14 protein-coding genes are annotated in these 13,194 nt (G+C 44.9%); 1 reads left to right on the top strand and 13 read right to left on the bottom strand.

The window, feature by feature from the left end; genetic code table 11:
* A partial coding sequence (locus tag LFYK43_RS09595; protein WP_148095617.1) for a transposase domain-containing protein occupies positions 1–184 on the top strand: 184 nt, incomplete at its 5' end.
* Between the two features lie 226 nt (positions 185–410).
* On the opposite strand, the gene hxlB is transcribed toward LFYK43_RS09595, so the two are convergent.
* The 13 genes from hxlB to LFYK43_RS09660 form a co-directional block, all read right to left on the bottom strand.
* Positions 411–974, bottom strand: coding sequence for a 6-phospho-3-hexuloisomerase (gene hxlB, locus LFYK43_RS09600; RefSeq protein WP_124977750.1), 564 nt, complete (start codon positions 972–974; stop codon positions 411–413).
* A 15-nt stretch (positions 975–989) separates the two neighbouring features.
* Positions 990–1,637: a 3-hexulose-6-phosphate synthase gene (gene hxlA, locus LFYK43_RS09605; RefSeq protein WP_124977752.1), complete on the bottom strand. Its 648-nt coding sequence runs from the start codon at positions 1,635–1,637 to the stop codon at positions 990–992.
* A gap of 139 nt (positions 1,638–1,776) precedes the next feature.
* Positions 1,777–2,094, bottom strand: coding sequence for a DUF202 domain-containing protein (locus tag LFYK43_RS09610; protein WP_124977754.1), 318 nt, complete (start codon positions 2,092–2,094; stop codon positions 1,777–1,779).
* Positions 2,095–2,290: 196 nt separating this feature from the next.
* Entirely contained in the window at positions 2,291–3,142 is an 852-nt protein-coding gene (locus LFYK43_RS09615; RefSeq protein WP_124977756.1) for a PTS system mannose/fructose/sorbose family transporter subunit IID, read from the bottom strand.
* Between the two features lies 1 nt (position 3,143).
* Positions 3,144–4,016: a PTS mannose/fructose/sorbose/N-acetylgalactosamine transporter subunit IIC gene (locus LFYK43_RS09620; RefSeq protein ID WP_124977758.1), complete on the bottom strand. Its 873-nt coding sequence runs from the start codon at positions 4,014–4,016 to the stop codon at positions 3,144–3,146.
* A 73-nt stretch (positions 4,017–4,089) separates the two neighbouring features.
* The gene (locus tag LFYK43_RS09625) at positions 4,090–4,587 is read right to left on the bottom strand and encodes a PTS sugar transporter subunit IIB (RefSeq protein ID WP_124977760.1); all 498 of its coding nucleotides are present in this window, start codon (positions 4,585–4,587) and stop codon (positions 4,090–4,092) included.
* Between the two features lie 41 nt (positions 4,588–4,628).
* The gene (locus LFYK43_RS09630) at positions 4,629–5,063 is read right to left on the bottom strand and encodes a PTS sugar transporter subunit IIA (protein WP_124977761.1); all 435 of its coding nucleotides are present in this window, start codon (positions 5,061–5,063) and stop codon (positions 4,629–4,631) included.
* A gap of 175 nt (positions 5,064–5,238) precedes the next feature.
* Positions 5,239–5,913 carry a response regulator transcription factor gene (locus LFYK43_RS09635; RefSeq protein WP_124977763.1) on the bottom strand — a complete coding sequence of 225 codons (675 nt, stop codon included), beginning with the start codon at positions 5,911–5,913 and terminating at the stop codon, positions 5,239–5,241.
* Between the two features lie 657 nt (positions 5,914–6,570).
* Positions 6,571–9,147 (bottom strand): glycoside hydrolase family 38 N-terminal domain-containing protein, encoded by a 2,577-nt coding sequence (locus tag LFYK43_RS09640; RefSeq protein WP_124977765.1) that lies wholly within the window; start codon positions 9,145–9,147, stop codon positions 6,571–6,573.
* A gap of 39 nt (positions 9,148–9,186) precedes the next feature.
* Complete coding sequence (locus LFYK43_RS09645) at positions 9,187–10,308, bottom strand: PTS fructose transporter subunit IIC (protein WP_124977767.1); 1,122 nt, start codon at positions 10,306–10,308, stop codon at positions 9,187–9,189.
* Positions 10,309–10,321: 13 nt separating this feature from the next.
* Positions 10,322–10,639 carry a PTS fructose transporter subunit IIB gene (locus LFYK43_RS09650; protein ID WP_124977769.1) on the bottom strand — a complete coding sequence of 106 codons (318 nt, stop codon included), beginning with the start codon at positions 10,637–10,639 and terminating at the stop codon, positions 10,322–10,324.
* Between the two features lie 12 nt (positions 10,640–10,651).
* Positions 10,652–11,098, bottom strand: a complete 447-nt coding sequence (locus tag LFYK43_RS09655) for a PTS sugar transporter subunit IIA (RefSeq protein ID WP_124977771.1) — start codon at positions 11,096–11,098, stop codon at positions 10,652–10,654.
* On the bottom strand, positions 11,099–12,997 hold the full coding sequence (locus tag LFYK43_RS09660; RefSeq protein WP_229718012.1) for a BglG family transcription antiterminator: 1,899 nt from the start codon (positions 12,995–12,997) through the stop codon (positions 11,099–11,101).
* Between the last annotated feature and the right edge of the window lie 197 nt (positions 12,998–13,194).

Raw genomic sequence — 13,194 nt, forward strand, 5'->3', positions numbered from 1 at the left:
CGCAAAAGCTAACGCAATTTGGTTGACATTGATTGAAAGTGCAAAAGCCAACGGCTTGGACCCATTGCATTACCTTTATAATATTCTGACGGCACTCTCCCAAGCAGATTCGCTATGTGAAGCTGAGCTGAGGCGTTATTTGCCATGGCATCAAACGAAAACGTTAAAAAATGCCGCTGCGTAAGCAGCCTGAAAAAGAGGTGTAAAGTTCATTGCGAACTTTGCACCTCTTTTTCAGCGGAAATCATTCTTGATTTAAACCAGACAGATCGAACTTAGAGACTTAGACGTCTGTTGTGCACTGCTTACGTATGATCGATAATTAGTAGAGTTAGACAAAAAAGCTCTCCTCTTGCAAAACGCAGACTGAAACTTTTCTGTGTTTGCGAGGAGAGCTTTTATTTAATTATTCACTCTAAATTCGCGTGGCGGCTAAACATGGTCGCTGAAGTCTCGCCCAACAACTTCATCAACTCGAGCACGAGCGCGTCATAGGTCAGCCAGCTCAGCTGTTCAAATAAAGTCCCCATCGGTTGGATCGAAGTTGCCGTATCTTGATCACTAGACTCATTTTTAGGAGTCCCGCCTGGAATGACGATCAGCGCATCAGCCAGTTTGCCAATTGCCGCATGCGGATAAATCGTTAGCGTTGCGAGTGCTGCACCTTTTTCCTTTGCCTTTTTGGCATCAACCAACAGACTGTTGGTTTTCCCCGAGCCAGACCCGATCAGCAGCAAATCACCTTGCTGAATCGCTGGTGTCGTTGTTTCCCCAACAAAATAAGTCTCTTTTCCCAGCTGCATCAACCGATTGGCAAAGCCCCGCGCGGCAAAACCTGACCGCCCGGCTCCAGCGACAAAGATCCGCTGGGCTTTCTGACACAAGTGCGCCACGTTTTGAATCTGCAAAGCATCAACTTGCTCGCTATAGAGTGAAAGTTCTTGCACGATCTCATGCAGTGTCTCAGACCTCATGAATGACCACCTCCTTCAGCTTGCTTCTATCTTAGAGTGATGAACTTTGGCAGCGAGTTCTTTGGCGGCTGCAACCGGGTCTTGCGCGTGATTGATCCCGCCACCGACGATCAAAATATCTGCTCCTAAAGAAAGATATTCATGCACGGTACTTAGGTTAATGCCGCCAGCGACTGAAATGACCGCATTTTTGCTGACCTTCCGCACTTCACTCAATGTCTCGAGCGGTGTTTTGCCAACTGACTGCTGATCGACCCCAACGTGAACGCTGAAATGATCGACTCCTAGTTCCTCAAGTTCTGGGATCCGTGTATCGATTGCTTGAATGTTGATCGTATCGACAAAAACATGCTTCTCATTTTGCACGGCAGCCTTGAGACATTCTTTGATCGTGAGGTCATCTGTAATACCGATCACAGTACAATAATCAGCTCCAGCATTAAATGCCAAGTCAGCTTCATATTCACCTGCATCCACGATTTTTGTATCTGCCAAGATCTCTTTGTCAGGGAACTTCTGCTTGAATTCACGGACCGCATCCATTCCTGCTTCAATTATCAAGGGCGACCCTATTTCGAAAATATCGACATAATCCCGCACCTTCTGCCCTAAAACTAAAGCATCGGCCAGGCTGATGTCATCTAGTGCCAATTGCATTTTCATGCACTTTGCCTCCTTATGGTCGTGCTAAAATTTGCAAGCTTTCAAACACAAAAGGCGAGTAACCACTACCCGCCTCGACACACTGCAATATCCATTGTTACTTGTTACATGTTACTTATTACTTATTACTTATCACTTATTACTTCTTGCTGATTTTGCGCGTTTTCTTTTGCAAATAGTCGACCTTTTGCTGGTAGTCGTCAACTACAGCCTTAACATTCTTTTGCCCGCGCCAGCCGGTGTAGCCAAACAACAACATGCCTAGGGCACCAACCACAAATAACACAGCACCCAAGATGGTGAGCCAAAGCTTTTCACCGTGGAAGAAGTAAAGGACCACAATGCCAACACCACTCAAAATAGTATTTAGCTGGAACCAATAGCCCAAATTCTTTAGCATGTGTTTTTGGTAGGCTACCTCTTTTTCGTAACCTTTCGTCATTTCATCCAGTGTCACTGTGCTCATCCTTTCTTAGGGGTGTGTTTTGGAGTCGAGCTGCTCGAGTTCTCCCGGCTTGCTCCGCTCTGTTTTATAGTCGAGCTCCGGCAAGCAAGAAGTTCCGTCTATCTCACTTTGACAGCACAGTGCCAAAAACGCACTATGCTGTCAAAGTCCGATATACTCGGTTCTTCCCGCTTGCCTCTGCTCTGTTTTAATAAGACAATCCTGGATCAAAGAAGCCGCACAGCACTCCAACAAATGAAATGACCACCAAGATCAACATCGTCCAAATTGCTGAAACGTGCTTTCTTGACATCAACCACCAGCAGAATAATGTAATGATGACCGTCAACAAACCAGGAAAAATGCTATCGATCTTGTCTTGTAGATCCAAGAAAACTTTACCGTTCGCACCGTGCAATTTCAGTGAAGTCGTAACATTGACCCACGATGCTAACACACCGCCAACAACCATACTACCTACGATACTGATGGCGTAACGTACAGCTGCACCTTGTTTGCCGACTAAGAAACCAACGGCTTTATCACCTAAACTATAACCGCGGAAGTACAAGAATCTTTGCCCAAAGTATGCCAATAAGACCCACACAATAATGTAGAAAATTGCGCCAATTGGCGAACCATCAGTCGACATCCCTAAAGCGATCCCCAGCAAAATCGGGATCAAGGTCCCATCGATCAAAGAGTCCCCGATACCAGCGATCGGGCCCATCAGACCAGCACGCATATCGTTGATCGTGTCGCCCTGGATCTCTTTGCCGTTGGAACGTGCTTCTTCCATACTAGCCGTGATCCCGACGATCACAGACCCTAACATTGGATTAGTGTTGAAAAAGGCGGTATAAGCCTGAATTGCTTCGACCTGATCATCATGTTTAGGATACAATTTCCGCAGGATCGGCAGCATTGAGGACATATATCCAAAGGTCTGCATATGTTCCTGCGAAAAGCAGGTCAACGCGCCCCAAAACCACAGGTTAAATGAATGAGACAGTGTCTTTTTATCTAATTTTTTACTGCCCGTATTTTGTGTAGTTTCCATATCAGATATCCTCCTCTTCTTCATCATCATCCTCGTAGTCATCTGGCGAGCCTCCACCCGCACTAGAAGTCCGTGGAGTATTGGAGCCGCCGTTCATTTTGATCTCATACATAATAATGGCAAACATCAATGAAATGACGGTGATCGAAACCAGATTTAAATGCAGAGAAGCTGCCAGAGTGAAACCAACGAAGAAAGGTACAAAGTCGATCAGCTTATCAATGATCTGCCGCAGCAAAATTGCGATCCCGACACACGGCAGCATGCCGCCAACCGTAAAGAGCGTCTTCATTGCGATCCCATCCATCGGCAAGGTGGACCGCAAAGCAGTAACAGCACTTGCACCATAATAAGTCATCAACATCGTTGGCAAGAATGAAAAAATAGCATGTGAGACCCACGGCCAGCCGAAGTTGACGCTATAGAGCTTATCGATTTTTCCACTCTTAACGTCCTTCCACCCGAAAGACTGCCAGACTAGGTTCAAAGTAGCAACCGAATAATAAAGCACCGTCCCGACAGTCCCAACTAAAGTCCCCACTGATTTTGCAAGGTTAGCAGCTGAACCGCCGACTGGATTTAATCCTTGGGAAGAAATAGCGACCATCGCTAAGGGGATCCCGATATAAGAAATTGCCCGGACATCGGCCGAAACAGTCCCGCCCGGGGTAACCAACGCGATATAAACCAGCTGCATTGCCACCCCACAGGCGATCCCTAACTTCATGTCTCCTAAAACGATCCCACAGACCAAGCCCCCAACCAAGGGACGGCCGATCGTATAATTACCAACTGCTTGTCCAGCCATACAAGAATTAGAGCAAAGACAGGCAAATAAACCTAAAATTGCGGCTTGGAACCAATTAATTGTCATAATTACGCGCTCCTTTTTAATTTTGCACCAGAGCGAGACTGCTCGTAGTTTTTAATAACAGTCGCTGGCAGTCTCAGTAGCCAAATTTACCTTTGAACTTCTTCCACTCGCCGATCCTTTGATCAGGTAAAAGCGCAAAATCAACCCGATAGCCTGCTTGTTCCATGGCTTCAAAGGCATCAGCTTCAGCCTGGGTAAAGGATTGGTTATCACCCAACTTGATCGAACCCTCACGTTCATTACCTGGACCCACGTTGACAGTCTTAATATCGCTGGGTTTAAAGCCCCAATCGACTAGAATCGTCTTCATATCTTCCGGCTTTTTAGTGATCAAAAAATATCGCGTGTCGGAATTAAGCACCTTGTCTTGCACTTTTTTAAAGTGTTCCATCGTCCAGACAAAGGTTTTTTTGTTTTCTGCGGCAGCTTTATAGGCCGATTTCAGAATCGGGTTATTAGCAGCATAGTCATCAATGGCAATTATCCCATCGCATGGGCGTTCTTTGCCCCAACGAGTCGTGATCAAGCCGTGGATCATCCGATCATCGATCCTTACAAATGTAACTGACATAGCAATCCCTCCATTATTTTTTTGAAATGCTTCAACCTGTACTAGATATCATCTTCTTCATCGTCAGTATCAGTCTGAAAGTTAAACTGTTGCAGTGCCGCGCTGGCTTCCCCTAAAACCTTCTCCACAAATTGCGGTCCATCCAGTGAATCTTGGTACAAAACTGCATTCAAAGCCATCGGAAAATTCATGCCGCCCAGAACGATCGTATCTTCCATGCGGCCAGCTTGGGCTAAGATATTGCAAGCTGTCGTTAATGGGCTGCCCCCGATAATATCAGCTAGTAAGACTAACCCAGTCGATTGATCGACTTCAGCCATGCCCTGGGCAAAACGTTGGCCGAATTGATCGGCAGACTCACCCTTTCTTAAGCCAAATGCCAGTACGTCTTTGGCCTGATCGCCAGCAAACATTTCTAAAGCCGACTTTAATCCTGGAGCAAACTCTCCGTGGCTCAGTAAAATAATTGTCTTCAATTTTCCACCTTCTTTTCTTCCGCTTACCTCAATTTTAGCAAGTTCACTTCTTCTTTTGAGGTGTCTATTGTCACGAAAAAAGATGACAAATGTCACTAATTTTAGAAAAATGGACAGCATTTAAAAAGCCCTCAAACAACCGTTTAAGGACTGAAAAAATTGCTAAAAAAAATATCTAGGATGAAAGCTGCTGCTGCGAAACTTCATTCATGATCCCGGCCTGGTTAGCCCAAATTGCCAACTGAGTCCGATCACGAAAATTCAGCTTGGATAAAATATTGGAAAGATAATTTCTGACTGTTCCGACTGACAGGTATAACTTGGCTGAAATCTCCTTATTTGTAAGACCCAAACCGATGTATCTAATGATGTCCCATTCCGACGGCGAAATATCATGTAAAAGATTTTCTTCGACGCGCATCGTCTTTTCCGGACAGGCGAGTTCGGAAAAAAGTTTGCACACCTTAGCCGTCATCGCTGGATCTTGCTGAGGGCTTGCACCAACTGTGTTTTCAATAATATCAGAGTATAGGCCGTCCAACGAAACCTCTTTTGTTTGTAAAACATACCCCAGACAAGTACTCAATACAAAGCGGTATTCAAGAAAATTATTTTCCAAAAACTCCAACAGGATGATCTGCTTATTTTTGAGCGGTTTTTTTAAAGAAAGTACGTAATCAAATTCAGTGCTATCAACATCAACCAAAATGACATCAACTTTATTTTCACTGTTGAGCATCTCTGTTCCATTTACAGCCAATTCAACGTGTAGTTTGGAAAAATTATTCAGCAGGACTCGCAGTGCTTTTCCAACTAGGACGTTCTTAGTTAAGATCTTGACCTCCACCATAACTGACAACTCCTCTCAGCAATTCTATTCACGCAAAATGTTCATAAGTAAAAACCATCTCTATCCCCGCAAGTTTTCTTATCTCCTCCTCTGCTGGCCGAATAATGTCTTTCTTGCTAGGATAGCAAAAAAGTAATTTTAGAAAACGCTTTCTTATCTATATTAAACCACATTTTATTGCATTTGGTTATTCAAAAAGTTTTTCTCCAATAGATATAATTGAATTTCAAAGCAAGGCCTGCCTTGAGTCAAAACTTTGAGAAGTATTCAGAGCGAATCAGACTGGTGCCAAGTCGGGCAAAGTTGGAGCCAGAATGGTTCAGTCTGGTGCCAAATCCGTCAAAGTTGGAACCAAAGTGGTTCAGTCTGGTGCCAAGTCCGTCAAAGTTGGAACCAAAGTGGTTCAGTCTGGTGCCAAATCCGTCAAAGTTGGAACCAAAGTGGTTCAGTCTGGTACCAAGTCCGTCAAAGTATTTTTGCTTAACTTACTGCAAAAAAAACCATCAAATTTTCTTTTCTTAAAGTACTCATAATTGTTAGACATAGAAACTAACAGTATATGGAGCACTTCATCCTTTGAAAATTCGATGGTGTTTTTAAACTGATCATAAAAAATATAGCTGGGAAGCGAACTAAAGGTTATACTTTATCCTTAGGTTAGATCAATATTGTCAGTACATCCAGCGCGTCTATCACGCCGCCATACTCAACCGGCTCTTCTAACGCATTGACTGCTTGGGCGTTTTTAGGCAAGACATAGTTGACTGGTTCTTTAGCCCCGTTATTTAAGCGCACTACCAGCCCATGACCTTTCAGGTAGCTGGGATAGCAGGCAGTAACGGTGACTTCTTCTGGTATTTTCAACAGACTCAGCTCAGTGGGCAAAGTTATTTCACCTGCCAAACTGGGTTGAAGTTTATTATCCAGTCGATTTAAGAACAGGTTGAGTCCTTGTTTTTGATAGACAAAGGCTGCAAAAGTCTCTCTTTCCTGGATCTGCTCTGCCTGAACTAAGTCGCCGCCTTCACTAAAATCAACGACAAAATCATACTCAAATGCTTGTTGCAATTCCGCTTGCGGGGTCGGGATCTGCGGGTGCCCGAACTGAGTCGTATCTCCAGACGCTCTGCCAGGCCGATTGACCAAGTCTTCTTTTCCTAGCTGGTCTGTCGTTGCTAAAAGGGTCAGGTCTATACTGTCAACGTTTTTGACAAATTCTTTGACGTCGTTTGAAAAAACGGTGAGTGCTAAATTATCCTGAGAAACGGTGACCCAGTGATCAAATGGCCAGACTGAGACTGGTTTTTCCGCGTACTTTTCTTGCCAGTCAGTCAAATCATTCTCTCGGTATTGAAAACTGCCGTATGGCACGCCCGCCTGGTACTGTGCCGCTTTTGGCGTTCTGATCTTCAAGGTCAATTTATGATCAAGGACGTTGTTCTCGAATTTCAAATGCACTGTCAAATGATCATCGGGAAACATGCGTAATTCCAATTCATATTTGAAATCCGTTGTTTTCTTCTGTTGCTCGCGCTCGGTCAGATCATACGGCAATTTTTGCTGCCCTTTTAAAATCATGGTCGAAATTTTTCCTGAAGTAAAAACTTGGGCAAAATCAAAGTGCAAGGCTGACCGCTCTTCTCCAAGCAGCGGCGATGAGTCATAGGTGTCGCCCGTATTGCCGCTCTCAGTTAAGACAAGAAAATCTTGCACACTGCTGCCCGTGTGCTTCAAATAAAGGGAACCATGCGCATACTCCACCGTGATATTTTTGCCTCTCATCTTGGCTGAATTCACCGCAGAAATACATTTATCTTGACCATCGCTAACAAATCCAAGCACCTGATAGCCCAGTGCCGGCAAGTGAACTTTAACCAGATAATCACTGATATAATAACCCGGCTCCGTGCCATACTTAGCTCCGCTCACTGTTTCTTGAAAAACATTTGCTCGTGCAGGGACATACTGCTGTGAAACCAGCGCCGTATCCTCTGCTGCCGGAAAGGTCACTGCCTGCTCATGAGTAACCAGTCTGACTTTTTGGTAGCCGTTGCTTTCCTTGGGCAAAGGATTAACAAACAAAATTTGATTTTCAGCTAAGTTCAGCTGCTCAGCCAGCAAACGCTCGATCGTATTCAGAATTCCGTCGGCAATCTCGTTGCCCTCTTTTAAGCGGTGCAATACGTCTTCAGCCACTGAATCGTTGATGCTGCCTGCTAAACTGTCGTGGGCTTGTGCAGCCAGCAGCTTTTTCCAGGCTGCGACTATAATTCCTTGCTTTAAATCGATCCCGCACTTTTGACCGATCAGCATTACAGGTTCGACTTGACCAACCAACTTGGCTTCCAAACGACTGGCTGCAATTTTGATATCCATTCTGCTGGAGCCGCAAGTCCGGTGAACTCTGGCTAAAACAGGTTCGATCATTGCACCGACGTAATCATTCAATTCCTTACTTTGCCTGATTTTCGTGACAAAAGAAGCGTAATCTGAAATTTCGTATTCAAAATCGCCTAATTGGTTGATTTTCTGGACGCTGCTTTCAAGTTCCTTCTTAATTGCCATCTGGTCATTGCCGACCGGGATCAGTACATCTGAAACCGGCTGGGAAGAGTGATCCCGAATAAAGCGCACGGCCGGATCAAGACTTTGTTTGACAAAATCCTTTGATCCAGTCAGCTGTTTGCAGACCCCATAGCCTTGCGGCAGATTGATGGCCGTGACTTTGCTGCCTCCGCCTAAACTCTGCCAGTTAAAGTAAGGTCCGCCAGTACGCTTGGGATCTATCCCACGCCAAAAGATAAAATTATTCAAGCCCACTTCGTTCAAGATCACCGGCATTTGCGGGTTGAAACCGAAAGTATCAGGTAAATAGCCGATTTTAGCGACGGGGCCGTATTTTTGCGCCGTCAAATGACCGATGATGCCATTGCGTAGTAACGATTCCCCACTCGTATGCAACGCATCAGGCTGCGTGTACCACGGACCAATGATCAACTGTCCGGCTTTGATCAGTTTTTCCACTCGCGGCAACATTTCCGGTCTAATTTGTAAATAATCTTCCAAAATTGAGGATTGTCCATCCAAGGTAAAGTTAACTTGCGGATGTTTCTCCAACTCTGCGATGGCATCTGTGAACAATAAATTGCTTAAAACAGTCGAATCCTGACTGGAAAAGTACCATTCACGATCCCAGTGCGTATGATTGACCAAGTGGACCCTTATTTTTTTCATGCTCGCTGCTCAACTCTCTTCTGATCTTTTGCGGTCTGCTTAATTTTCCCATTCATCCTCTGAAAAGTACTGTTCTTCTTCTTGCTCGTCTTCTTGACTCTCTGTCTTTTCAGGCTGATAGTCTTTTCTGGTCAATAAGGTCAAAATCGTCACGATCGCCGTCCCGACTGCGATTCCTAACAGATAGAACCACCATTTTTCAACCGCAAACCACCCATAGAAACCAGAAATTGGGGCACGATTGATCGCCCCAAGACCAACGGCTAAGGAAGAGCCAATTGCACAACCGATCACGTTGATCGGAACAATTTTCAATGGGGATTGGACGGCAAACGGGATCGCCCCTTCGCTGACACCGATCAGACCCATTACTAAAGCAGCACTCCCTGCCTCATTTAATTCAGGACTAAATTTCTTTTTCTGAATAACCGTCGCTAAGCCTAAACCCAACGGTGGAATAATAATTGCGACCTGCGCCGCGGTATTGGGATCATAAACCTTGCTCGTGATCAGCGCCATCGCCGTGGTCACCGCCGCTTTATTGACTGGTCCGCCCAGGTCAAAGCCAACCATGCCGCCCACAATAGCGGCGAGCATAACTTTGTTGAGTCCCGTCAGACCTTTTAGCCATGAGGCCAGACCGGTGTTGATGGCCGCAAAAGGCGAGCCGATAATATACTGAATGATCAGCAAGGTTATTAATGTCCCGAAAACCGGCACGATGAAAACGGGCAAAACTGATTCTGCCGCCTTCGGCAAATGGATCTTATCGACCATCAGTTTCACGATATAACCAGCGATCAGGCCTGAAGCTAAGGCTCCCAAAAAGCCGGCATTCATATTTGAAACCAGCAGTCCGCCGACCATCCCCGGCACGATCCCGCCCTTATCTGCAATCGAATAGGCAATATAGGCTGAGATAATTGGAAACATTAGGTTCAAAGCTAAGCTTCCCCAGCCGTCATCAGTATGCAGAAACTGAATAAAGACATTGGCATTGCTAGCCCACTTGTCGTCCCAAATATCCGAAATTCCGTAAAAAGAAGCTCCGATCCGACTAATGGCCATCAAAACGGCTCCGGTGATCACAGCTGGGATCATATAGGAGATCCCAGTCATGATATGTTGTTCTAACTGTTTACCTGCTTTTTTCCAACTCATTGCAAGCAGCCTCCTATTCATCAACTAGAGCCAAGGCTTTTTCAATCACTTTCTTGGCATCTTTGATCGGTTCGCTAACGCCGACTTCTAACACTTTCTTACCATTAAATCTTTCCTTTTCTCTGACCTTGGTATCAGTCGCCAAGATCACAGCCTCTCCAATTTGAACATCTTTTTCCGTTAATTTGTGACCTAAACCCGTCGCTCCTTGAGTCTCGACCTTAATCAAGACACCCATCTTCTTGGCCGCCTGGATCAGAGCCTTTTGCGCCATATAAGTGTGCGCGACACCTGTCGCACATGCCGTCACTGCAATTAATTTTCTAGCCATTTGAATCTCTCCTTACTTTTGAAATACTTGCATCAAATCTTGGGCTGACTGACTTTTTTCCAATTTCGCACGGACATCATCATCCATCAAGTCTTCGGCTAATTGCGATAACAACTGCAGATGTTCCTGAGCACCTGAATTTGGTATCGCTAACAAAAATACATAAATCACGGGTTTGTCATCCAAAGACTTCCACTCAACAGCCTCATGTAATTTAGCAATAGCCACCGCAGAAGCGGTAACTGTATCTGCCTGACCATGAGGGATCGCGATCCCGGCCCCGATACCTGTTGTTCCGGTCTTTTCTCTTGCAAAAACTGAAGCGACAAATTCGTCTTGATCCAAAACAACGCCTTGTTTGACCAACAGTTCTGCCATTTTGTTGATCACTTCTTTTTGATTAGAAGCCTCTAGGTCATAACTAACTAATTCTGGTTGAATAATTTCTGCTAACTCCATTCAATTCTCTCCTCTAATTGCCTGATAAAGTTCTTTTCTATCAGTTATTTTGCTCAATTTTTGCAGCAGCCGCTTGTTGGCTGTTAATCGGTAAAAGTAATCAAAGATCAAGTCCAGCTCCGCCTGTGATTTAGTTTTGTCCATCGCCAAAAAGAAGATCACCGCGACTTCATTTGTTCCCCACTTGACTGGCTGCTCCAACGTACAAACTGCCAAAACCGGCTGGATCACAAAGTCTGGGTCGGCGTGGGGAAGCGCATACATTTCAAAGCTGGTTGAAGACACTTTTTCGCGAGCGAGCGCGCTCTCAAAAATTCCAGCGCGAGCATAGCCTTTTGTGACCAATTCCTGACTGATCATTTGCAAAACTTCATTCCGTGACTGAGCTTGATACCTCGCCCAGGTCAGTTCTGGGGAGACCAAGGCATCAAATTCTGCATGGTCAGCACTGTTGTTTTCCTGGTTAGCCTGGATGAAATTATTCAAAGCAGCTTGATCATCTTGCGTCACGAATGGTGAGACTAAAATTGTTGGTATTCCCATGATCTCAACTTTAATAGTCGAAATAATACAGTCAACTTGACTAAATTCCTGTGTTTCCAATTCGGCCGCAGCCCAGATCCCTTGGATCTTGATCTGCGGAAATTCGTTTCTGATCTTAGCCGCCAGCAACTGAGCTGAACCTTGACCAGTACTGCATACAATGGCAGCGCTGATCACGTGCCGATCGAACCTTTTTCTTTCTAAATACGCTTCAATATGCAGCGCCAAGTAGGCAGCTTCGTCATCATCCAGCCGGACACTATACTGACTTTCAATAGAAGCGACCAGTTGCAGAGCCATCTCAAAGGCCTGCTGGTAATTTTGCTTGATCTCTGCGGTATATGGGTTAGAGATCGACATGTGCGCTTCAAGTCTTTTGATCGTTGAGAGCAAATGAATGACCAAGCCTTGCAATAGTTGGTCATCATATCCAAAATTTTCCAACTTGCCCTTGAGCAGTTTCCTGATCTCAAAACCCATTGGACTTTTTTGCATTTGTTCCGGACTAGTACTTGCAGCGATCAAATGCAGCTGAATATAATCAGTCTCTTGGGGCGGCAAAGTCACCCCAAGCTTGCTTTTGATCATTGTACTTAGCTGCTTGGCATTTACTCTTTGTCTTTCTTCACTGCCGCCCAGTCTTTTAGTTAAAGGCTGACCCTGCTGGACGCGGCTGATCGCGATCGCCAAATGGATCACCAAAGATTGAAATTCAAAATCACTGAATTTAAATTTATTCTGCTCAGAAAATTGGTTTAAAATCTCAGTCAGTTTTTGGACTAAAGCTTCCGAGATCAACCGCGCGTTTTCTGAGAGTCCGTCAAATTTAATTGCAGCCTGCTGACCATTTTCGCTGATTTTCCACGATTGTCCCCAATACTTGTTCAGCAATTGAAACATCAGGCTTCGTCTTTTTTCCTCAGTGATCTTCAGCTTCAATCCAGAATGCTGATTTTTTTCCAGCACGACACCTCGGCTTTGCAATTCAGCGCTTAAGGCAGCAACGTTACGTTCGATCGTTCGCTCACTAACGTGCAATTGCTGCGCGAGCCAAATTGGGGAAATGAAGTCATTTGTCCGTAATAAGCGATGATAAATATCGAAAACTCTGGCTCGATCACTATTAGGAACTTGGCTCGCACGCTCAAAATTCTGGCTGATCTTTAAAGCTTCATTTTCATCACCTCGTAAATAGATCCCATAATGCGGCTGACTTTGCACTTGAAAGGGTCCGTCCTTGTATTCGGACTGAAGAATGGCGATATCTTTATAGATGGTCTTTTCGGAAACACCTAGCTCTTGGGCTAACTGCGCGGCTGTGGTTCTTTTGACTGCAGCTAGTTTCTTGATGATCATGTGACGTCTGTTTGTTGGGCTTGGCAAGTTCTTCACTCCCCTTAATTTACAGTGTAAATTACTGCTGGACTTGTGAACGACAAAAAGTTCTCGGATATTCTGGAAGAGCAGGCAAAACTTCCAGTCTAACACTAAAAAAAATAATTTTTTACAGTTCATTACCTTCATCCTAGTAAATCAACCGGCATTTGTCAGTT

Source organism: Ligilactobacillus salitolerans, from assembly GCF_003864415.1.
Classification (GTDB): Bacteria; Bacillota; Bacilli; order Lactobacillales; family Lactobacillaceae; genus Ligilactobacillus; species Ligilactobacillus salitolerans.